The sequence below is a fragment of the Amycolatopsis nigrescens CSC17Ta-90 genome (assembly GCF_000384315.1).
In the GTDB taxonomy this organism is placed as follows: Bacteria; Actinomycetota; Actinomycetes; order Mycobacteriales; family Pseudonocardiaceae; genus Amycolatopsis; species Amycolatopsis nigrescens.
In genome coordinates, this window is the sequence record NZ_ARVW01000001.1 from 6458099 (window position 1) to 6479744 (window position 21646).

Annotated in this window: 19 protein-coding genes; 11 read left to right on the forward strand and 8 right to left on the reverse strand. The window is 71.7% G+C overall.

What is annotated here, in order from left to right; translation table 11 throughout:
• Window positions 1-58: 58 nt before the first annotated feature.
• The 3 genes from AMYNI_RS0130805 to AMYNI_RS0130815 are packed head-to-tail and all read right to left on the reverse strand — an operon-like array spanning window position 59 to window position 1895.
• Window positions 59-499, reverse strand: coding sequence for an Asp23/Gls24 family envelope stress response protein (locus AMYNI_RS0130805; protein ID WP_026361160.1), 441 nt, complete (start codon window positions 497-499; stop codon window positions 59-61).
• Complete coding sequence (locus AMYNI_RS0130810; RefSeq protein ID WP_020671951.1) at window positions 496-1119, reverse strand: RNA polymerase sigma factor; 624 nt, start codon at window positions 1117-1119, stop codon at window positions 496-498. Before AMYNI_RS0130810 ends, AMYNI_RS0130805 begins: the two co-directional genes overlap by 4 nt.
• Window positions 1116-1895 carry a pyrimidine reductase family protein gene (locus tag AMYNI_RS0130815; RefSeq protein WP_020671952.1) on the reverse strand — a complete coding sequence of 260 codons (780 nt, stop codon included), beginning with the start codon at window positions 1893-1895 and terminating at the stop codon, window positions 1116-1118. The genes AMYNI_RS0130810 and AMYNI_RS0130815 overlap by 4 nt, the downstream gene beginning before the upstream one ends.
• A 66-nt stretch (window positions 1896-1961) precedes the next feature.
• Here AMYNI_RS0130815 and zapE point away from each other — a divergent pair, with 66 nt between their 5' ends.
• Window positions 1962-3011 carry a cell division protein ZapE gene (zapE, locus tag AMYNI_RS0130820; RefSeq protein WP_020671953.1) on the forward strand — a complete coding sequence of 350 codons (1050 nt, stop codon included), beginning with the start codon at window positions 1962-1964 and terminating at the stop codon, window positions 3009-3011.
• Here zapE and AMYNI_RS45665 read toward each other — a convergent pair.
• A complete protein-coding gene (locus AMYNI_RS45665; protein WP_020671954.1) occupies window positions 2911-3579 on the reverse strand; it encodes a phosphatase PAP2 family protein in 669 nt (222 codons plus the stop codon). The genes zapE and AMYNI_RS45665 overlap by 101 nt on opposite strands.
• A gap of 58 nt (window positions 3580-3637) precedes the next feature.
• On the opposite strand from AMYNI_RS45665, the gene AMYNI_RS0130830 reads away from it, so the two are divergent.
• Both AMYNI_RS0130830 and AMYNI_RS0130835 read left to right on the forward strand, forming a co-directional pair.
• Window positions 3638-5260: an ABC-F family ATP-binding cassette domain-containing protein gene (locus tag AMYNI_RS0130830; protein WP_020671955.1), complete on the forward strand. Its 1623-nt coding sequence runs from the start codon at window positions 3638-3640 to the stop codon at window positions 5258-5260.
• Between the two features lie 9 nt (window positions 5261-5269).
• On the forward strand, window positions 5270-6178 hold the full coding sequence (locus AMYNI_RS0130835) for an NAD(P)/FAD-dependent oxidoreductase (RefSeq protein WP_020671956.1): 909 nt from the start codon (window positions 5270-5272) through the stop codon (window positions 6176-6178).
• 122 nt (window positions 6179-6300) lie between these two features.
• Here AMYNI_RS0130835 and AMYNI_RS0130840 read toward each other — a convergent pair whose 3' ends face one another.
• Both AMYNI_RS0130840 and rocD read right to left on the reverse strand, forming a co-directional pair.
• Entirely contained in the window at window positions 6301-7695 is a 1395-nt protein-coding gene (locus AMYNI_RS0130840) for a DUF2252 domain-containing protein (protein WP_040406089.1), read from the reverse strand.
• 80 nt (window positions 7696-7775) lie between these two features.
• A complete protein-coding gene (rocD, locus tag AMYNI_RS0130845; RefSeq protein ID WP_020671958.1) occupies window positions 7776-9002 on the reverse strand; it encodes an ornithine--oxo-acid transaminase in 1227 nt (408 codons plus the stop codon).
• A 181-nt stretch (window positions 9003-9183) separates the two neighbouring features.
• On the opposite strand from rocD, the gene AMYNI_RS0130850 reads away from it, so the two are divergent.
• Genes AMYNI_RS0130850 through AMYNI_RS0130860 form a run of 3 tightly spaced genes read left to right on the forward strand, consistent with a single transcriptional unit; the run spans window position 9184 to window position 13100 of the window.
• Window positions 9184-10044 carry a PPK2 family polyphosphate kinase gene (locus AMYNI_RS0130850; protein ID WP_157357520.1) on the forward strand — a complete coding sequence of 287 codons (861 nt, stop codon included), beginning with the start codon at window positions 9184-9186 and terminating at the stop codon, window positions 10042-10044.
• Between the two features lie 21 nt (window positions 10045-10065).
• Window positions 10066-12138, forward strand: coding sequence for a S9 family peptidase (locus AMYNI_RS0130855; RefSeq protein WP_020671960.1), 2073 nt, complete (start codon window positions 10066-10068; stop codon window positions 12136-12138).
• Between the two features lie 11 nt (window positions 12139-12149).
• The gene (locus AMYNI_RS0130860; protein WP_020671961.1) at window positions 12150-13100 is read left to right on the forward strand and encodes an LLM class F420-dependent oxidoreductase; all 951 of its coding nucleotides are present in this window, start codon (window positions 12150-12152) and stop codon (window positions 13098-13100) included.
• Window positions 13101-13107: 7 nt separating this feature from the next.
• Here AMYNI_RS0130860 and AMYNI_RS49310 read toward each other — a convergent pair whose 3' ends face one another.
• Entirely contained in the window at window positions 13108-13263 is a 156-nt protein-coding gene (locus AMYNI_RS49310; protein WP_020671962.1) for a hypothetical protein, read from the reverse strand.
• Between the two features lie 316 nt (window positions 13264-13579).
• Between AMYNI_RS49310 and AMYNI_RS45670 the strand changes: the two genes are divergently transcribed.
• Genes AMYNI_RS45670 through AMYNI_RS0130885 form a run of 4 tightly spaced genes read left to right on the forward strand, consistent with a single transcriptional unit; the run spans window position 13580 to window position 19561 of the window.
• On the forward strand, window positions 13580-15094 hold the full coding sequence (locus tag AMYNI_RS45670; protein ID WP_040406091.1) for a pyridoxal phosphate-dependent decarboxylase family protein: 1515 nt from the start codon (window positions 13580-13582) through the stop codon (window positions 15092-15094).
• Window positions 15091-16392 carry a lysine N(6)-hydroxylase/L-ornithine N(5)-oxygenase family protein gene (locus AMYNI_RS0130875; RefSeq protein ID WP_020671964.1) on the forward strand — a complete coding sequence of 434 codons (1302 nt, stop codon included), beginning with the start codon at window positions 15091-15093 and terminating at the stop codon, window positions 16390-16392. The genes AMYNI_RS45670 and AMYNI_RS0130875 overlap by 4 nt, the downstream gene beginning before the upstream one ends.
• A 2-nt stretch (window positions 16393-16394) precedes the next feature.
• A complete protein-coding gene (locus AMYNI_RS0130880; RefSeq protein ID WP_020671965.1) occupies window positions 16395-18200 on the forward strand; it encodes an IucA/IucC family protein in 1806 nt (601 codons plus the stop codon).
• Complete coding sequence (locus AMYNI_RS0130885) at window positions 18194-19561, forward strand: type I glutamate--ammonia ligase (protein WP_020671966.1); 1368 nt, start codon at window positions 18194-18196, stop codon at window positions 19559-19561. The genes AMYNI_RS0130880 and AMYNI_RS0130885 overlap by 7 nt, the downstream gene beginning before the upstream one ends.
• Here AMYNI_RS0130885 and AMYNI_RS0130890 read toward each other — a convergent pair.
• The gene (locus AMYNI_RS0130890; RefSeq protein ID WP_040406092.1) at window positions 19521-20756 is read right to left on the reverse strand and encodes a glycosyltransferase 87 family protein; all 1236 of its coding nucleotides are present in this window, start codon (window positions 20754-20756) and stop codon (window positions 19521-19523) included. The genes AMYNI_RS0130885 and AMYNI_RS0130890 overlap by 41 nt on opposite strands.
• A 135-nt stretch (window positions 20757-20891) precedes the next feature.
• Here AMYNI_RS0130890 and AMYNI_RS0130895 point away from each other — a divergent pair, with 135 nt between their 5' ends.
• A complete protein-coding gene (locus AMYNI_RS0130895; protein WP_020671968.1) occupies window positions 20892-21596 on the forward strand; it encodes a DJ-1/PfpI family protein in 705 nt (234 codons plus the stop codon).
• The last annotated feature ends 50 nt before the right edge of the window (window positions 21597-21646 follow it).

Sequence of the window (21646 nt, forward strand, 5' to 3'; positions counted from 1 at the left end):
ACCTACGATGCCCGCGGTAACCGCTGTCTTCCGCAAACTCCCCCTAATGGGTTAACGCTCAGTGCGGGTGGACGTCGACGATGTGCACGTTCACCGGCGGTGGCACGGCGCCGAGCTGGGCGGTGAGCGCGTCCCGCAACCGGGCCCGCAGCGAGGCCGCCGCCTCGTCCGCGGCCACCCCGTAGCGGACCGTCGCGAGCACCTGTAGCCCGTCGGCCTCCATCGCCACCGCGGAGATGTGCACCCCGCCGATGGCCCGGCCGAGCTCCGCGCCGAGCCGGCGCGCGAGCAGCACCAGCACCCGCTCGCTGACCCGCAGCCGGTCGCCGTCCAGCGGCAGGTCGATCTGGCCGGCCAGCAGCCTGCCGCGCACGCCGTTGACCGACCTCAGCACGCGGGCGATCAGCCCGGGAGGGGTGGACACCGTGCTGCGGGCCGCCGCCCGCACGTATTCCCAGCGCGGATCGTCTCGCGGATCTTCGGAACGGGAAGAATTCAACGCATCTCCCTGAGTTTCGCGAGTAAAGCCACCCTTGCGCGGTGCAGCCGGGAACGCAAGGCCGGCACACTCACGTCCAGTACCTCGGCGACCTCCTCGTAGCTGAGGCCTTCCAGCTCGCGAAGCACCAGCGGCACGCGTTGGGTGACGTCCAGCGTGGCGATCGCCCGCAGCACCGCCCGCACCTGCTCGGCGCGGACCACCTGACCTTCCGGGTTGGCCCGCGCGTCGGCCAGCAGGCTGCTTTCCAGCACCGAAGTGGTGGCGGTGTCGTCGTCGTGGCTGAACGCGGCGTCCAGCGAAACGGTCGGCCGTCGGCGCCGGACGTGGCCGAGCGCGGCGTTGGTCACCACCCGGTAGAGCCAGGTGGACACCGCCGACTCGTTGCGGAAACCGGCCAGCGCCCGCCACGCGGAGATCCAGGCGTCCTGCACGACGTCCTCGGCCTCCGCGCCGGTGCCGGTGATCCGCAGCGCCACCCGGTACATCCGCGGGGTGTGCTTGCGGACGAGCTGGTCGAAGGCGCCCTGGTCGCCGCGGACCGCGCGGTCCAGCAGCGCGCTGTCCGTGGCGCTGTCTTTGGCGTCTTTGGCGCTGTCGCCGTGCTCGCCGGCGCTCATCCCGGCGACCGTTCCCGCCTGCGGTAGCGCAGCATGGTGAAGCCGTCCTCGTGCAGGACCGACGCCAGTTCCATGGCGCGCGGCGCCGCCGTGGCGCCACCGGCCGCGATCCGGTCCGCGCCGCCGCCGGCCAGCAGCGGGGCGACGGTGAGGCAGAGCTGGTCCACCAGGTCCTCGGCGACCAGCTGGCCGAACAGATGCGGGCCGCCCTCGCAGTTGATCCGGCGCAGGCCACGCCCGGCGAGCTCGCGCAGCGCCGCGGTGAGGTCCACCCGCGTGTCACCGGCCACCAGGATCTCCGCGCCCGCCTCGGCCAGCGCGGCCCGTCGTGCTTCCGGCGCCGCGGTGGTGGTGATGATGATCGGCGGCACCCTGGTGTCGGTCAGCAGCGCCGAGTCCGGCTCGATCGCCGCGTTGCCGCTGACCACCGCGATCGGCGGCACCTCGGACCGGCCGAGCCGCGCGCGGCGGGCGCGGCGCTCGTCGTTCGTCCTGGCCCCCCGGTAGTTCTCCGCGCGCACCGTGCCGGCGCCGACCAGGATCAGGTCGGCCAGGTCGCGGCCGAGCAGGAAGATCCGCTTGTCCGCCGGATGCGAAAGGGCGTCGGAGCTGCCGTGCACATGGGCGGCCCCGTCCGCAGAGGACACGAAGTTGACCTGAAGCCACGGTCCGCCCGGGTTCTCCGGATAGTCGTAGACGCGTTCGAGATCGGCGTCGGTCAGCGACGTCGGCGTCCCGGCGGACGGGTTCGGCCACAGGCTCTGCACGCTGCCCATCCCAGCACGTGACGTGCGACTAGTCGACTTGGGAACTCCGGTGGTGCCCCGGTTACCCTTTGCGCCATGCCCGCCGCACAGCTGACCGAACGAAACCCGGAGATCGCGGCCGACGAGCTGATCACGGCGCTGGTGCCGCCGCCGCGCTTCGACGCCGTCCGGTTCCGGAACTACGTGCCCAACCCGGAGGAGCCGAGCCAGGCACGGGCGGTCGCCGAATGCGCCGCGTTCGCCGGGAAGGTGAGCACGGCCAGGGTGAAGAAGCCGAAGAAGCGCTCGTTGTTCGGCCGGGGCGGTGGCAGCGCTGGATCTCCGCGCGAGACCGGGCCGATGGGCCTCTACCTGGATGGCGGGTTCGGTGTCGGCAAGACCCACCTGCTCGCGTCGACCTGGCACGACTCGCCCTCCCCCAAGGCGTACGGCACCTTCGTCGAGCTGACCAGCCTGGTCGGCGTACTGGGCTTCGCCGAGGCGGTGCGCCGGCTGTCCGCGCACCGGCTGCTGGCCATCGACGAGTTCGAACTGGACGATCCCGGCGACACCATGCTGGTCACCAGGTTGCTGCGCGAGCTGACCGAGGCCGGGGTGCACGTGGCGGCGACCTCGAACACCCTGCCGGACAAGCTGGGCGAGGGCCGGTTCGCCGCGGACGACTTCCTGCGCGAGATCCAGGGCCTGGCCCAGCGCTTCGAGGTGGTGCGGGTGGACGGCCCGGACTACCGCCACCGCGGGCTGCCGGACGCCCCGGACCCGGTGTCCGACGAGGAGCTGGCTGCCTCCGCCGAAGCACAGGCCGGGTCCACTTTGGACGATTTCGACGCGCTGTGCGCCCATCTGGCGAAGCTGCACCCGTCGCGGTACGGGCGGCTCGTGGACGGCGTGTCCATGGTGCACCTGCGCGGGGTGCACCCGGCGCCAGACCAGACCGTGGCGCTGCGGCTGGTCGCGTTCGCGGACCGGCTCTACGACAGGGCGATCCCGGTGCTCGTCTCCGGTGAGCCGCTGGACGGCATGTTCACCGAGGAGATGCTGCGCGGCGGATATCGGAAGAAGTACCTGCGGGCGGTGAGCCGGTTGACCGCGCTGGCCAGGGACGCCGACCGGTTGCGAGCCTGACCGCGAGCACGGCCGCGACGGCGAACAGCACGCCGCCGAACACGTCGGTCGCGTAGTGGTAGCCGAGGCCGACCATGCCGGTGCCCGCCGACAGCACCAGCAGGCAGCCGGCCGCGGCCACCAGCGCACTGGCGACCCCCGGCCTGGCCAGCAGGAACAGCACCACCAGCACCGAGACCAGGCTCACCGTGTGCCCGCTCGGATAGGCGAGCCCGTCCTTGTGCCGGTCGAACAGCGGCTTGAGCAGCCAGGTGTTCGCGGCCACCGCGATACCGGGGCCGAGCAGGGTCACCGCCAGCTCGGGCCACCGCCGTCCCAGCGCGCAGGCCACCGCGACCAGCGCGATCACCGGCAGCAGCACGTACGGCTGGGTCGGCGCCACCATCACCCGCAGCAACGCGTCCTGGCCGCCGAGCAGGTCCTCGATCGCGCGGAACACCGCGGCGTCGAAGGCGCTGGGAGTGCTTTCGCCGGCATACCGGGCGCCGAGCACGACCGTCAGCACCGCGCAGATCGCCGCCACCGCACCGAGCCGCCATGCCACCGGTCGCGTGTTCACCTCGTTCACGACGCGAGGTTACGGGAATTCGTTCGCGCATCCGGTGACGGCCGGTCACCATGCAGCCATGGGATTCCTCGAGGCGAGTGCGCTCGCGTACCGGCTCAACGACGGCAGGCAACTGTTCCGGGACGCGTCCTTCCGGGTCGGCGCCGGCCAGGTGGTGGCCCTGATCGGGGACAACGGGGCTGGCAAGACCACGCTGATGCGCATCCTCGCCGGGGAGCTGCGCCCGGAGCACGGCGCGGCGCAGACGCAGGGCGGGCTGGCGGTGATGCCGCAGTTCATCGGCTCGGTGCGGGACGGGCGCACGGTCCGTGACCTGCTGCTCGAAGTGGCGCCGGCCGCGATGCGGGCGGCGGCGGGCGAACTCGACGACGCCGAACTGGCGCTGATGGAGACCGACGACGAACCGGCGCAGCTGCGTTACGCCGCCGCGCTCACCGCCTGGGGCGAGGCCGGCGGCTATCAGGCCGAGGTGCTCTGGGACACGGTGACGGTGGCCGCGTTCGGCGTGCCGTATGACCGCGCCCGGTTCCGTGAGGTGTCCACGCTCTCCGGCGGCGAGCAGAAGCGCCTGGTGCTGGAGGCGCTGCTGCGCGGCGGCGAACAGGTGCTGCTGCTCGACGAGCCGGACAACTACCTGGACGTGCCGGGCAAGCGCTGGCTGGAGGAACGGCTCGCGGAGACCGGCAAGGCGGTGCTGCTGATCAGCCACGACCGGGAGCTGCTGGCCGCCGCGGCCACCCAGGTCGTCACCCTGGAGGGCGGTACCACCTGGGTGCACGGCGGCGGGTTCGGCAGCTGGCACGAGGCGCGGCTGGCCAGGATGGACCGGATGGCCGAGTTGCGCCGTCGCTGGGACGAGAAGCACGAGCAGTTGATCGAGCTGGTCCGTTCGCTGCAGCGCGCGGCCGCGATGAGCGACGACATGGCGTCGCGGTACCGGGCCGCGCAGACCAGGCTGCGGAAGTTCGAGGAGGCCGGTGCGCCGCCGCTGCCGCCGAAGGAGCAGAAGGTCAAGCCGAGGTTGCGCGGCGGCCGGACCGGGCTGCGGGCGATCACCTGCGAGTCGCTGGAGCTGACCGGGCTGATGGCGCCGTTCGACACCGAGATCTTCTTCGGCGACCGCGTCTGCGTGCTCGGTTCCAACGGTTCCGGCAAGAGCCATTTCCTGCGGCTGCTCGGCGGTGACGAGACCGTCGCGCACACCGGGGTGTGCCGGCTGGGCGCCAGGGTGGTGCCGGGCCTGTTCGCGCAGACGCACCGGCATCCGGAGCTGCTCGGCCGCTCGCTGCTGGACGTGCTCGGCCGGGGTGACGACGGCAGGCGCGGAATGGAACGGGGCGCGGCTACCGCGGCGCTGAGCCGGTACGGTCTGGCGCCCGCCGCCGAGCGGGACTTCGGCACGCTGTCGGGCGGTCAGCAGGCCAGGTTCCAGGTGCTGCTGTTGGAACTGTCCGGGGCCACCCTGCTGCTGCTCGACGAGCCGACGGACAACCTGGACCTGGTCTCCGCGGAGGCTTTGCAGGCCGCGCTCGAGGAGTTCACCGGTACCGTCGTGGCGGTGACCCACGATCGGTGGTTCGCGCGTTCGTTCGAGCGGTACCTGCTGTTCGACTCGGACGGCCGGGTGTCCGAATTGGACGAACCGGTCTGGGCGCACCGACGGGTGGAACGAGCAAGGTAGGAGGCGCGCGTGCGGACGACCGTGGTCGGCGGCGGGGTGATCGGGTTGAGCTGCGCGTTCCGGCTGGCGGAGGCCGGGCACGAGGTCACCGTGGTCACCGCCGACGCGCCGGAGGACACCACTTCGACGGTGGCCGGCGGGCTGATCTACCCGCGGGCGGTCGAGCCCGCCGCCGGTGGCGACCGCTGGACCGCGGCCAGCGTCGCCGAGTTCACCGCGCTGGCCGAGGTCGATGGCAGCGGGGTGCGCCTGCTGCTGGGCCGGATGCTGCGCCGGGCGGCCCGCCCGATGCCGAGCTGGGCCGCCGCCGTCGGCGGGATGATCAGGCATGAAGCGTCCGGGCCCTGGGTGGACGCGCTGGAGTTCCGGCCGCCGCTGGTGGACACCGGGCGCTACCTCGGCTGGCTGGCAGGTGCGGCCGCCCGGCTCGGTGTGCGCACCGAGTACCGCGAAATCGCCGCGCTGCACGAGGTGCTGGCCGACGCGGATCTGGTGGTGAACGCGGCCGGGCTGCGCGGCGGGCGGCTCGCCGGGGACGACTCGGTGGTGCCCGCGCGCGGGCAGGTGGTGCACATCGCCGACCCCGGCCTGACCGAATGGGCGGTGGACGAGGACGACTTCAGCTACGTGCTCCCGCACGGCGGGCACGTGGTCTGCGGCGGCACCGAGGAGCAGGGCGTCGCCGACCGGGTGCCGGACCCGCGCACCACCGAGGACATCCTGCGCCGCTGCGCCCAGCTGGTGCCCGAGATCGCCGGCGCGGAGGTGCTCGACGTCCGGGTGGGCCTGCGCCCGACCCGACCGCAGGTGCGGCTGGACCGGACCGGCGACGTGATCCACTGCTACGGCCACGGCGGCAGCGGCATCACCCTCTCCTGGGGCTGCGCCGACGAAGTCACCACCCTCGCCTCTTCCTGACCCACTCCCAGCCGCACCCGCGCGAGCCCAACGTGACGTTTGGCTCGTTCTATTGGCCAAACGTCACGTTGGGCCCGTCTACCGGTGGGTGAATCGCCGACTGTGGGGGCATCTGGTGGAGGTCAGTCGTCGAGTTCGGCGGGGAAGCGGCCCTGTTCGATGGCGGTGACCAGTGCCGCGTGGTCGGCTTCGGTCTGGTCGGCGTAGCGGACCGCGAACCGGCCGATCGCCTCGTCCAGGTCTTCGTCCTCGGCGAAGTAGCCGGCCAGCAGCCGTGGATGGATCGAGCGGGCGTGCGCCCTGGCCAGCAGCGCACCGGCCAGCCTGCCGTAGTCGTCGAGGTGGTTGCCGCGCAGCTCGGTCGGGTCGATGTCGCCCTTGAGGTTGCGGAACTGCCGCACGATGAACCCGCGGCCGCCGATCGTGGTCCAGCCGAGCAGGATGTCCGTCTCGGCCTGCACCAGCCGCGCTCCGCGCACGATCCGCTCGCCCTGGTGCTCTGCCGGCGGCAGGTCCAGGTACCCGGCCAGCGCCGACGGCCGCGCTTCCTTCACCTGGAGCACCAGGTCTTCGTCCTCGTTGCCGTGCAGCAGCGCGACGTAGCTGCGCAGCCCGACACTGCCGGTGCCGACCACCCGGAAGGCCACATCGGACATCCGGTACCGCGCGATCAGGTTGCGCCGCGACTCCCGAAGTGTGTCCACATAGGATCGAAGTCCTTCGTGCACCGCGTCCACGGTCGCGTCGTCCACATGGGTGAGCACCGGCGGGTCCTCGACGAACCGGTGCCGCCGGGTACCCGTCTCGTGGTCGTCGAGGTGCCTTGTCCACTTGGCGGTCACCTTGGCGCTGGTATTCTTGCGCGCCTTGTCGGCGGCCTCCTCGAAATCGTCGATCAGGTCGTGCGCCTTGGCCTTGCTCAGCACCGAGGAGTCCGGCAGCGCGTTCCACGACCGCAGGAACGGCAGCTCGGCCAGCCCGCGCATGGTCCGCCGGTAGGACTTGACCGCGTCCTCGGCGGACTCCAGGCAGTCCGATTCGGACACTCCGCCCTCGCGCCCGGCCAGCACCAGGCTCGCGGACAGCCGTTTCAGGTCCCATTCCCACGGCCCCGGCACGGTCTCGTCGAAGTCGTTGATGTCCATCACGATGTTGCCTTCGGGGGTGCCGTACAGCCCGAAGTTGGCCGCGTGCGCGTCCCCGCAGAGCTGGGCGTCGAGCCCGCTCACCGGCGCGTCCGCGAGATCGGCCGCCATCAGCCCGGCGGCGCCGCGGAAGAAGGCGAACGGCGAGGACGCCATCCGCCCGATCCGCAGCGGGATCAGGTTCTCCAGCCTGCCCTCGTTGCTGCTTTCCACGAAGTCCAGCGCGTCCGGTCGCCGCGCCCCAGCCGCCTCGTGGTCGTGCGAGGCGGGCGGGGCGGACTCCCGCATCGCCTTCCCCCTGGCGTACAGCTCGTCCGGGTCGGCCGTGCCGTGCCGGCCATCGACCAAAGGCCGTTCAGCGCCTGCGCCCATCATGACTCCCTCCGCGTTCCCCCGATGATCGCGCAACGCACGGGAGGCGGCGAAAGTTCACCAGACGTCGGATCAACCGATCACAGCCGGACGACCTCCGCGATGGCGTCCAGGCCGCGGTCGAGGTCCTCCTGGTCGATCACCAGCGGGGGCGCGATCCGCAGCGTGTTGTCGTGCGTCTCCTTGCAGAGCACCCCGCGCCGCGCCAGCCCCTCGGACGCCTGCCGCCCGGTCGGCCCGCCGGGCGCGATGTCCACGCCGGCCCAGAGGCCGCGCCCGCGGACCTCCGCGAGCCCGTGCCCGACCAGCTCGCCCAGCCGGTCGTGCAGGTGCGCGCCGAGCGCGGCCGAGCGCTGCTGGAACTCGCCGGTGCCGAGCAGCCGGAGCACCGCACGGCCGATCGCGCAGGCCAGCGGGTTGCCGCCGAAGGTGGAGCCGTGCTCGCCAGGACGCAGCACGCCGAGCACGTCCCCGCGGCCGACCAGCGCGGACAGCGGCATGATCCCGCCGCCGAGCGCCTTGCCCAGGGTGTACAGGTCCGCGCGCACCCGCTCGTGGTCCAGCGCGAGCACGGTGCCGGTCCTGGCAAGCCCGGACTGGATCTCGTCCGCGATCAGCAGGGCACCGGCCTCGTCGCAGAACCGGCGGGCGTCCGCGAAGTAGCCGTCCGGCGGCACGATCACGCCGGCCTCGCCCTGGATCGGCTCCAGCAGCACGGCCGCGGTCCGCTCGGTGATGGCGTCGCGCAGCGCGTCGGAGTCGCCGTACTTCACGGTGACGAAACCGGGGGTGAACGGGCCGAAGTCGGCGCGGGCCGTCTCGTCGTTCGAGAAGGACACGATGGTGGTGGTCCGGCCGTGGAAGTTCGACCCGGCGACCACGATCTCGGCCATCCCGTCCGGCACGCCCTTCACCTGGTAGGCCCACTTGCGGGCGACCTTCACCGCGGACTCCACGGCCTCCGCGCCGGAGTTCATCGGCAGCACCATCTCGGTGCCGGTCAGCTCGGCGAGCTCCTGGCAGAACAGGCCGAGCTGGTCGTGGTGGAAGGCCCGCGACGTCAGCGTCACCCGGCCGAGCTGCTCCTGCGCGGCGGCGATCAGCTCGGGGTGGCGGTGCCCGAAGTTCAGCGCGGAGTAGCCGGAGAGGAAGTCCAGGTAGCGCTTGCCCTCCACATCGGTCACGAAGGCGCCCTCGGCCTCGGCGACCACCACTGGCAACGGGTGGTAGTTGTGCGTGCTCCAGCGGTCGTCGAGTGCGATGAACTCGGCGGCGGACGCGATGGTGTCACGGGCGAAGGTCGTCATGCGTTCAGGTTAGATCCTGCGGGTGCGGCACTTCATCCGGAAAACGTTGCTTGTGAGCAGTGTTCATTGCGGGTTTCGTTGATCAGACCCGCTGAACGTTGCGTAACCTGATCCGGCGAAGACGAGGGTGACACCGCCGGCATGACGGGCCGGTCCTCGCCGCCGGAGCTATGGTCGCCTGATGAAATCGCGTGATCATTCCCGGACCCCGGTGCGTGACGCGCTGCGGGTGGCCAAGGGTGCCGCGCTGCCGGATCCGGCGGCGTCCCCGGTCGGGCCCGGCAAGAAGGCCAAGGCGCTCGGTGAGCTCGCCGCGATCAGGGCGCGGCTGGAGGAGCTCCAGGAGGCGCTCTACGCGGAAGGGGTCGGCGGCGGGCGGCGGAGCGTGCTGCTGGTGCTCCAGGGAATGGACACCTCCGGCAAGGGCGGCACCGTCCGGCACGTGCTCGGCCTGGTCAACCCGATGGGCGTGCACTACGCCGGGTTCAAGAAGCCGACCACGGCCGAGCGGCGGCACCACTTCCTGTGGCGGGTCCGCAAGCAGCTGCCGTCACCGGGGCAGATCGGCGCCTTCGACCGCTCGCACTACGAGGACATCCTGGTGCCCAGGGTGCAGCGGCTGCTGCCGGCGACCGAGTGGCGGGCGCGGTACGCCGAGGTCAACGCCTTCGAGTCCGAGCTGGTCAAGGCCGGTACCGCGGTGGTGAAGGTGTTCCTGCACATCTCGCCGGAGGAGCAGCTCAAGCGCCTGCGGGCGAGGCTGGAGAACCCGGCGAAGTGGTGGAAGTACAGCCCCGACGACCTCGACGCGCGAGCGCACTGGGACGGCTACCAGCGCGCCTACGCCGAGGTGCTGCGCCGGACGTCGACCGCGCACGCGCCCTGGTTCGTGGTGCCGGCGGACCGGAAGTGGTACCGGAACTGGGCGGTCGCCCGGCTGCTCACCGAGACGCTGACCGAGCTGGGCCCCCGGTTCCCCGAGCCCGCCTTCGACGTGGCGGACGAGCTGGCGAAACTGGATGCTGTTGGCGCGCGGACGTGATCGTCTGAAAGAGTGCGAGGCGTGACCGAAGCTCTTTCCTTCCTGCGCAAACAGGCCCGTACTCAGCGTTTCACCTTGGGTGCGCCCAAGGAGTTCCGGGTCTCCCCGGACGGCGGGCGGCTGCTGTTCCTGCGGGCCGAGTCGGGGGTGGACCGGCGCAACAGCCTGTGGACGCTGGACCTCGAAACGGGCGCCGAGTCCAAGGTGGTGGACGCCGCCGAGCTGCTGCCCGGCGAGGAGGACCTGCCGCCGCAGGAGCGGGCCAGGCGCGAGCGCAGCCGTGAGACCTCCGGCGGCGTGGTCGGTTACGCGGTCGACACCGCGTTCCGGCTGGCCGCCTTCTCCTTGTCCGGCAAGCTTTACACCGTCGACCTGGCGACAGGGGAGACGGCCGCGCTGGTGGACGGCTCGGTGGTCGACCCGCGGCCGAACCCGCCCGGCACGCACGTGGCCTACGTCCGCGACGGGGCACTGCGGGTGGTCGAACTCGCCGGCGGCGAGGACCGGGTGCTGGCCGAGGAAGCGGGCGAGCAGGTCACCTGGGGGCTGGCGGAGTTCATCGCGGCCGAGGAGATGAGCCGCACCCGCGGCTACTGGTGGTCCCCGGACGGGCGCACGGTGCTGGCCGAGCGTGCCGACGCGAGCGCGGTGCCCCGGTGGAACATCGCCGACCCGGCGAATCCGGCCACGCCGGTGAACACGGTGGCGTACCCGGCCGCGGGCAGCACGAACGCGACCGTCTCGCTGTCCTTCCTCGGCCTGGACGGCTCACGGGTGGACGTCCAGCGTGGCGACTGGGAGTACCTGGCCGCGGTGCACTGGTCGGCGGCCGGCGACCCGCTGCTGGCGGTGCAGCCGCGGGACCAGCGCCGGCTGGAGATCCACCGGGTGGACCCGGCCGACGGCAGCACCACCTTGCTGCACACCGAAACCGACCCGGACTGGGTCGAGATCGTGACCGGGGTGCCCGCCTGGGACGCCGCGGGCAGGCTGATCCGGGTCGGTGTCGCCGACGGGGCCTACCGGCTGTTCGTGGACGGTGAGCCGGTGACCGGCCCGGAGCTGCAGGTGCGGTCCGTGCTGCACGTCGGGCACGAGGTGCTGTTCAGCGCGTCGGCGGAGGACCCGACGCAGATCCACGTCTACCGCACCGCGGACGGCACGGTCCAGCGTCTGTCCACTTCGGACGGTGTGCACGTCGGTTCCGGGACGGCGGCGGTGACCGTGCTGTCCTCGTGGAGCCTGGCGCACAGCGGGCCGGAGGTCGCCGTGCTGCGGGAGGGCAACGCGGTGGCCAAGATCGGCTCGTACCCCGTGGACCCCGGGGTGGTGCCGGAACCGGCTTGGCTGACCGTGGGCGAGCGCGGGCTGCGGGCCGCCCTGCTGCTGCCGACCGGCTATCGGCCGGGTGCCGAGAAGCTGCCGGTACTGCTGGACCCGTACGGCGGCCCGCACGCGCAACGCGTGCTGCAGACCCGCAACGCCTTCCTGACCTCGCAGTGGCTGGCCGACCAGGGTTTCGCGGTGCTGGTCGCGGACGGCCGCGGCACGCCGGGGCGCGGCCCGGCGTGGGAGCGGGAGGTGGCCGGCAGGCTGGCCGAGGTCACCCTGGCCGATCAGGTGGACGCGCTGCACGCGGTGGCCGCCGAGCACCCGGAGCTGGATCTGGACCGGGTGGCGATCCGCGGCTGGTCCTACGGCGGCTACCTGTCCGCGCTGGCGGTACTGCGGCGCCCGGATGTGTTCCACGCCGGGGTGGCTGGCGCGCCGGTCACCGACTGGTCGTTGTACGACACGCACTACACCGAGCGTTATCTGGGCACCCCGGAGCGGGACCCGGAGACCTACCGGCGGAACTCCCTGATCGCCGACGCCGGCGAGCTGCGCCGGGCGCTGCTGATCGTGCACGGGCTGGCCGACGACAACGTGTTCGTCGCACATGCCCTGCGGCTGTCCTCGGCGCTGCTCGCCAAGGGCAGGGCGCACACCTTCCTGCCGCTTGCCGGTGCGACGCATATGACGCCGCAGGCGGAAGAGGTCGCGGAGAACCTGATGCGAACCCAGGTGGAATGGATCAAACGGGAACTCGGGTGAAGGAGACTGCCATGAAGCGCTGGGGAATCACGATTCCGCTCACCGGGGTGCCGCTGGCCGCGCATCGGGAGCTGGTGGAGGAGCTGCCGGACCTCGGCTACACCGACGCCTGGTCGGCGGAGACGGCCGGCACGGATGCCTTCGCGCCGCTGCTGCTCGCGTCGCAGTGGGCCCCGCAGCTCCGGCTGGGGACCGCGATCGTGCCGGTGTACACCCGAGGGCCGGGGCTGCTCGCGATGAGCGCAGCAACGCTGGCCGAGCTGGCGCCGGGCCGGTTCGTGCTCGGCATCGGCACGTCCTCGCCGGTGATCGTGCAGAACTGGAACGCGACCGAGTTCACCGAGCCGTTCGCCCGGTCCAGGGACACCCTGCGGTTCCTGCGTGCCGCGCTGGCCGGGGAGAAGGTGACCGAGGACTACCAGACGTTCTCGGTGCGCAAGTTCCGGCTGGAGCGCACCCCGGACCCGGCCCCGTCGATCATGCTGGCCGCGCTGCGGCCGGGCATGCTCAAGCTGGCCGCGAACGAAGCCGACGGCGCCATCACGAACTGGCTCGCCCCTGGCGACGTGCCGAAGATCCGCGCGGAGATCGGCCCGGACGTGGAGCTGGCAGCCAGGATTTTCGTCTGCCCCACCGAAGACGCCGCCGCGGCGCGGGGTCTCGGCCGGATGCTGATCAGCAGCTACCTGACCGTGCCGGTGTACGCCGCGTTCCACGACTGGCTCGGCCGCAAGGAACTGCTGGCCCCGATGCACGAAGCATGGGCAGCGGGGGAGCGGCAGAAGGCCAACGAGGTGATCCCGGACGAGGTGGTGGACGACCTCATCGTGCACGGCAGCATCGACGAGTGCCGGGAAAAAGTGCAGTCCTATGTGGATAATGGACTGGACACCCCGGTGATCGCCCTGCTGCCGACCGGTACCGACCCCTTCGACCAGGTTCGCGGCCTCGCCCCGCGCTAGTGCTGCCTCACCCGGTTCGATTTTGCGGTCCAGGCGTCGACTTCGCGGGCCTTCTTTCCATGGCCTGCACCGTTTTCGGCAGCCATGCCACCAACGCCTCGGTCAACGCGATCTGCTTATCGGCCATGTTCTCGGTGATCATCAGCCCGAGCGCCAACTCCACTGGCACCCCCTCTGTTTCTTGCCTCAACCTCATTTAACTGTGCTATCAACCGGAGTTGCTTTGCCTCCAACCTATTTTTCTGCTCCTGAATAACCTGAATGTCCTTCAACAACTCGCGACCCTTGTCAGTGTCCATACTCGAATTCTATCGGCGACCCCCGACAAAACCGGTCACCCGAACCCGTCCCGCGGGGAACTACCCGACCCCCATTGACGCACACCCCCAGGACATGGTGTGTATGGATGGCTACCCGATGTTCCCAGCCCGCCCCCGGGCCGTATTGTTGCTGAGGGTAGGCATACCTAAGGAGCTTGAGTGGGTGAGTCAAGGCCCGAAGTGCCGCTGGCGGGTGGGGAGCACGGTCATCAACGGCTGGCGGAGCTGATTCCGTTGGCCCTCAACGGTTTGGCCGAGGGTACGGCGGAACGCGGCGGTGCTGCCCCGGCCGGCGGGCCGGCCACGGTCGCCGCGAGCGTGGCCGCCGCGATGACCGACGAACTGCCTCCGTTACTGCCGGTTCGGGGAGTTGGCGCGGAACGCGCGCTGGTCGAGCTGAGCAGGTTGCTCGCCGCCGGTTCGGTGGATCCGGCCGATCCCTGGTGCGCCGCGCATCTGCACTGCCCGCCGCTGGCGCTGGCGGTGGCCGCGGACGTGGTGGCCAGCGCGCTCAACCCGTCGATGGACTCCTGGGACCAGGCGCCGGTGGCCAGTGAGCTGGAACGGGAGTTCTGCGGCGCTTTTGCCCGGCTGTGCTACCCGGAGGCGGAGTCGCCGGACGCGGTGGTGACCACCGGTGGCACCGAATCCAATCTGCTCGGCCTGTTGCTCGCGCGGGAGGCGCATCCGGAACACGTCGTCCGCCCGGTGTGCGGGCGCACCGCGCACCACAGCGTGGCCAGGGCCGCGTGGCTGCTCGGGCTGCCCGCGCCGCTGGTGGTGGACTGCCCTGGGGACCGGCTGGCGCCGGCTGCGCTGGCGGACGCACTGCGGACGCTGACCGGGCCTGCCGTGGTGGTGGCGACCGCGGGCACCACGAACACCGGGGAGATCGATCCGCTGCGGGCGGTCGCCGAGGTGTGCCGCGACTTCGGCGCCCAGCTGCACGTGGACGCCGCGTACGGCGGCATGGCCCTGTGCAGCGACGAGCTCAGCCCGTTGCTCGACGGTCTCGACCTCGCCGACTCGGTGGCGCTGGACATGCACAAGTTCGGCTGGCAGCCGATCTCGGCCGGCCTGCTGGCCACCGGCGACGCGCGGCGGCTGGGCGCGCTGACCGTGCGCGCCGAGTACCTCAACGCCGACGACGACACCGAGGCCGGACTGCCGGATCTGCTCGGCCGTTCCATCCGGACCTCGCGAAGGCCGGACGCCTTCCGGATGGCGGTGACCACACGAGCGCTCGGCACGGCCGGGATCGGTGAGCTGGTGCTGCGCTGCTGCCGCACGGCCGCCGAGGTCGCGGAGTCCATCGCGGAGCATCCCCGGTTGCGGCTCTGGGGCCGACCGGCGCTGTCCACGGTGCTGTTCCGGCCGTCGGTCGCGGACCGGCTGTCCGCGCCGATGGCGGACGCGCTGATCGCGCGGGTGCGCCGGACGCTGCTGGAGTCCGGCGCCGCGGTGATCGGCAGGGCCACCATGCCGGGCGGACCGGACGACAGGGATGACAGGGATGACACGGACGAGCTTTGGCTCAAGCTGACCCTGCTCAACCCGAACGCCGGTGCCGCCGACTACACGGGGCTGCTGCGGCTGGTGGCGGAGACCGCCGACGCCGAGCTCGCGGTGCTCTCCTCGGCCGGCGTGGACCCGGAGAGCGTAGAGGTCCTGTGAAGCCTCTCGATCTCGCCGGCGTCGGCATCGGGCCGTTCAACCTGTCGCTGGCCGCGCTGGCAGAGCCGGTGTCCGGGCTGGACGTCGCACTGTTCGACCGGCGCCCGGAGTTCCGCTGGCATCCCGGGCTGCTGATCGAGGGCACCACGCTGCAGGTGCCCTTCCTGGCCGATCTGGTCACCCTGGTCGACCCGACCAGCGAACTGTCCTTTTTGAACTATCTCCGGGACCGTGACCGGCTCTTCCCGTTCTACTTCGCGGAGCGCTTCCACATCCCGCGCGCGGAGTACGACGACTACGGCCGGTGGGCGAGCGACCGGCTGTCCAGCTGCGTGTTCGGCGCCGAGGTGACCGAGGTCGCCTGGGCGGCCGAGGAGAAGGCGTTCCGGCTGACCGTCGACGGCGCCGAACCGGTGCTGGCCCGCAACGTGGTGCTCGGCCTCGGCACCTCGCCGCAGGTGCCGGAACCGTTGCGGCACTGGGTGGACGACCCGGGCGCGCTGGTGCTGCACTCGGCGGACTACCTCACCGAGCGGGAGCGGCTGCTCGCGGCCGGCACGGTCACCGTGGTCGGTTCCGGCCAGTCCGGCGCCGAGGTCTTCCTCGACCTGCTGCGCCGGCGCCCGACTTCGCGCGGCCTGCGCTGGCTGGCCAGGACCAGGGCGATCGCGCCGATGGAGTACTCGAAACTGGGGCTCGAACAGTTCACCCCGGACTACACCACGTTCTTCCACGGCCTGCCGGAGCCGGTCCGCGACCGGATGCTGCCCACGCAGTGGCAGCTGTACAAGGGGATCGGCGCGGAGACCATCGAAGCCATCCACGACGAGCTCTACCTGCGCAGCGTCGGCGGCGGCTGGCCCGAGGTCACCGTCATGCCGGGGGTCGAGGTGGTGTCGGCCGAACGGGACGCCGACGGCTTCGCGCTCGGGCTGCGACACGGCGAGCAGGGTCGGAGCGCGACCGTGCGCACCGACGCGGTGGTCGCGGCGACCGGTTACGCGGAGACCTCGACCGGACGACTGCTCGGGCCGCTGGCCGGACGGCTCGGTACCGACGGCGGCGGCAGGCCGGTGGTGAGCCGCGACTACCGGCTGGAGCTGCCGCCGGAGATCACCGGTTCGGTGTTCGTGCAGAACGCGGAACGGCACACGCACGGTGTCGGCGCCCCCGACCTCGGCCTCGCCGCCTGGCGGGCGGCGTCCATCATCAACTCGGTCTGCGGGCGTCAGGTCTACCGGCTGCCGGAACGCACCGCTTTCACTAGATTTGGACTCCCCGACACGGAGGCGCTGTGAATATGCAGGACGACCTGCCCGAGCAGGAGACCGCGTGGCGCGACGCGGGCGCGTTGATCGTGCACAAGATGCTCGGCGAACTCTGCTACGAAGGGCTGCTCGAACCGGGACCGGTCGAGCCGGAGGGCACTGGGCACCGGCTGTGGCGGCTCGACCTGCCCGGCGGGGTGCGCTACGAGTTCCGGGCCCGCCGCGGTGCGTTCGACTCGCTCGCGGTCGCGCCCGGCACCGCCACCAGGCAGCAGGGCGACGCAGCGCCGGCGCCCGCGGAGGATCCCCGCATGTTGGTGGTGGACGCGCGCGCCACCCTCGGCCTGACCGGGCTCAGGCTGGCCGACGTGCTTGCCGAGCTCACCGCGACGGTGGCGAACGAAGCGGCCAGGCTGCGTCGGGCGCCCAGCGCGGAAAAGCTGTCCACAATGGACTACGACCTGGCGGACGGGCACCTGACCGGGCATCCGAGGCTGGTGCTGAACAAGGGCAGGATCGGCTTCTCCGCCGCCGACCGCGAGGCATACGCCCCCGAGTCCGGCGCGGACATCGTGCTGAACTGGTTCGCGGTGCATCGCGAGCTCGCCGAGTTCCGGTGCGTGGAGGAGCTCAGCGAGCAGGTGCTGCTGCACGAGGAGCTGGACGCCGCGCAGCGGGCCGAGTTCACCGAGCGGATCGCCGAGGTGGGCGACCCGGCGGACTACCACTGGGTGCCGGTGCATCCGTGGCAGGCGGACGAGATCATCGGCACGCTGTACGCGGCCGAGCTGAGTACCGGTGCGCTGATCGACCTCGGCCAGGGACACGACCACTACCGTCCACATCAGACGGTGCGGACGCTGGCGAACGTGGGCCGTCCGGATCGCCGCGACGTGAAAACCGCCCTGTCGGTGCGCAACACACTGGTCTACCGCGGCCTGAACTCGGCGGCCACGCTGGCAGGGCCGGCCATCACCAGCTGGCTGCGGCGGCTGAGCGACGCGGATCCGTTGCTGGCCAAGGAGTACCGGTTCGGACTGCTCGGCGAGGTGGCCAGCGTCTCGGTCCGGCACCCGTTGTTCGGCGCGCTGGAGGAGCTGCCCTACCGGTTCCACGAGACCCTCGGCGCGCTGTGGCGCGAACCGCTGCGGGCCAGGGTCGGCGAGGACGAGCAGGCGCTTTCGTTCGCCGCGCTGCCCTACCGCGACACCGAGGGCGTCTCGGTGCTCGCCGAGCTGGTCAACCGCTCCGGCTGGTCCGCCGAGCAGTGGTGCGCGAAGGTGTTCGACCTGCTGCTCACCCCGCTGCTGCAGTGGCTGCTGAACTACGGGGTGGGGTTCTGCCCGCACGGCCAGAACCTGATCCTGATCGTGGACCCCGAAGGCAGGCCGCTGCGGGTGCTGATCAAGGACTTCGCGCAGGGCGTCGACCTGCTGGACGAGGACCTGGAGTGCTACAAGTCGCTGGACCCCGACGCGGCGGGGGAGATGCTGCGCTGGCCGGCGCACCTGCTGGCGCAGTCCCTGTTCAGCTCGGTGTTCTCCGGTCAGCTGCGGTTCTGGGCGGAGATCATGGCCGACGACCTCGGCCTGCCCCGGCCGCGGTTCTGGGAGCTGGTCCGCGAGGTGGTCACCCGGTTCCGCGAGCGCAATCCCGCCCTGGCCGACCGGTTCGACGCCTGCCGGCTCTTCGCGCCCGAGGTCGAGCGCGTCACGCTGAACCGGGAACACCTGGCGGGCAAGGGTTTCGACAAGGTGGAGCGGGACGACGAGTTCGACGTGCGCTGGGGCAGGGTGCCCAACCCGCTGCACGCGCCGGATCCGGCCGGCGCGTGGTGAACGGTGCCCGTCCGCTCGGTCCGCGCACCCTGGCCGCCCGCGCGGAGGCGGCCCGCGCCGCCGAACCGGCGCTGCGCGAGGCTTTGGCCGCCGGTGCGGTCACCGGGCTGAGCCTGCTGGTGCCCGACCCGCACGGCCGGTTCGCGGCGGTGGACCTGGACGGCCGGTTCGTCGCCGAGGAGGTGCTCGACGGCGGGTACGGGCTGTGCTCGTACGTGTTCGCGTGGACCCTCGAACGGGACGCGCTGCCCATTGACGCGGACGGCGAACTCGCCGCCTACCTAGGCGGTTACGGCGACCTGAGGATGCGGCCCGACCTGGCCACGCTGACTCCGCTGAGCGCGCTGCCCGGTGACGAGCGGGCGATGGCGGTGGTCTGCGACGTCGAGTGGCCGAGCGGCGCGCCGGTGCTCGCCGCGCCGCGTACCGTGCTCGCCGGGCAGCTGGCCGCACTGGAGCGGATCGGCCTTGTGCCGTCGGCCGGGATCGAGCACGAGGTCACTTTCCTTGACGTGGAAGGAAATCCGCTCACCGCGCACGGGGTCGACTACGCGGTGGGCGGCACCGAGCGGATGACCCCGGTGCTGCGCACCGTCCGTGCCGCGCTGGCGCGTGCCGGGCTCGGCGTGGAGTCGGCGCGCGCGGAATGCCATCCCGGCCAGTACGAGATCGTGCTGCGTCACCGGGACGCGCTGGCGGCCTGTGACGACGCCATGCTCCAGCAGTCGATCGTCCGTGCCGCGGCCGCCGAGCACGGGGTAACCGCGAGCTATCTGGCCGCACCGGCGCCGGGGCAGGGCAGTTCCTGCCACGTGCACCTCTCATTGTCCACTGTGGACGGTGAAGGTGCGTCCTCTGCCGGTGGCACCGGGCTTTCCGCGGTGCTGGGCTCTTTCCTGGCCGGGGTGCTGCGCGACGCGCGGGCGCTGACCGCGCTGTGGGCGCCCGGCTGGAACAGCTACGCGCGGCTGCGCGGCGCGCCGTTCTCCCCGCTGGTGCTGCGCTGGGGCGTGGACGACCGGACCGCGGCGGTGCGGGTGGCCGGGCAGGACCGTTCGTTGCGGCTCGAATTCCGCTTCGCCGGCGCCGACGCCCAGCCGCATCTGGTGGTCGCCGCGTTGCTCGCGGCCGGACGGGCCGGGATCGAGGACGAGCTGCCGCCGCCGGAACCCGGCCGGGAGACCGGCAGGCTGGCGAGCACACCGTGGGACGCGCTACAGGAGCTGACGTCCGGCCGGGTCGCCGAGCTGCTGGGCACCGAAGTGGCCGCTCAGCAGACCGCTCTGCTGCGGGCGGAACTGGACGCGGGCTGCGACGCGGTCACGGAGTGGCAGCATCGGCGGGCAGCGTTGCGGGCGTGACCTTCGGGGCGGGCGCACGCTTGCCGCGCAGCCGGGGCAGCGCGTAGGCGAGCAGCAGGCCGACCCCGAGCAGCACGTAGGACGCGCCGAGCAGCTGCTCCCGCACCGTCCAGTGCTGCTTGACCACCGGGAACCCGGACGGCGGCAGCTGGTGGAACGGGGCCAGGTAGCAGACCACCGCGGTGAGCAGCGCGGCGGCGATCCAGCCGGGCATGGCGTAGGACCGTTCGCGCCACCGGCGGGCCGCGTAACCGGCCATCACCAGCATCGCCGGCACCGCCCATACCCAGTAGTGCGACCAGGACGTCGGCGACGCGACCAGGCCGAGCCCCGCGTTCGCCATCAGCGCCAGCACCGGTTCCGACCGGCGCATCGCGGCCGCGACCAGCACTACCAGCACGGCCACCAGCACCAGCCACAGCACCTTGGTCACTCCGTCGGACAGGTTCATCCTGGTCAGCGTGGCCTCGATGGTCTGGTTGGTGCGGAACGCCGAACCGCTCACCCCGGCCGCGCCGGCCAGCCCACCGAACCAGTAGGCGGTGGACGCGCCGAAGTCGACCACGAAACCGATCGCGGAGGCGACCACCGCGGTCACCACGGTGGTGATGGCCGCGCGGTAGTCCTTGCGGACCAGGAAGAACAGCAGGAAGGCGAGCGGGGTCAGCTTGATCGCCGCCACGATGCCGACCCCGAGCCCGCGCGGCCACCAGGTCTTCGGGGCCAGGCAGTCGACCGCGATCACGGCCATCAGGATCAGGCTCACCTGGCCGAACTCGAAGGTCTGCGCCACCGGTTCCAGGAACACCGTCAGCGGCAGCGCGGCCGAGGACACCACGATCGCGCCGCGGGCGCCGCCGGAGGGCCACGCCTGCCTGGTCACCACGTAGAGGGTGACCGCGAGGCAGAGGAAGCTGACCACGAACAGGCTGACCACCGCGGCGTCGAACGGCAGGATGGCCAGCGGGCTGAGCACCAGCAGGGCGAACGGGGGGTAGATGAAGGGCAGTTCGGCCCCGCCGGTGGTGGGCGGCAGCGGACCGTAGATGTCACCGTCGCGCCACCAGGCTTCGACCCCGAACCGGTAGACCTCGAGGTCGATATGCGCGTCGGGCAGCGAGCCGACCAGCCATCGCACGGAGAAGAAGAGCGCGACCCCGGCCAGCACCGGCACGGCCCAAAAGTATGAACGCATCAGCCTCAGCCTAGATCGTGGCGCCCCGGGGCCCGAGCGCACCACCACCGATAGGCCGAACGGCGGTGGGACGGGTTGTCCCCGGATCCGGCCATCGGCCGTCCCGGTACCGCCGGTTCGGCCAGTCTGGGCCGTATGACCGATGAACCGAAGACCGTCGCCTTCCTGCTCTACCCCGGGTTCACCGTGCTCGACCTGGTCGGGCCGCTCCAGGTGTTCAGCTCGCTGGCCGCGTTCGACCCCGGCTATCGCGTGGTGGTGGTCGGCGCCCGGATCGAGCGGTGGGACACCGACACCCCGCTGCGGATCACCGCGAGCCACACCTTCGACCAGGTCCCCGCACCGGCGGTGCTGGTGGTGCCCGGCGGTGGCGTACCGACCGCCAAGGCGGCCGTCGACCCGGAACTGATCGGCTACGTGCGGTCCGTGGCGGAAAAGGCCGAAGTGATGGCTTCGGTGTGCACCGGCTCGATGATTCTCGGCGCCGCGGGGCTGCTGAAGGGCAGGGAAGCCACTTCGCACTGGTCGTTCGTGGACCTGCTCAGCGAGTTCGGGGCCACCCCGGTGTCCCGGCGCTGGGTGGAGGACGGGCCGGTGCTGACCGCCGCCGGGGTGGCCGCCGGCATCGACATGGCGCTGCACCTGGTGGAGCGGTTCGCCGGGGCCGAGGTCGCCAAGCAGATCCAGTTCGGCATCGAGTACGACCCGGAGCCGCCGCAGGGCGCTCTCGACTGGGAGCAGGCGCCGCGCGAGCTGTGGGCCGGTTTCCGCGAGCACATGCTGCGCGAGGGCCTGGCGGACAGCCCCGAGCTACGCGATCGCCTGCTCCACCAGTCCTGACCTGTCCGTCCTGAACTGTCCGTGAAGGGCCCCTTACCTACGTTGAAGGT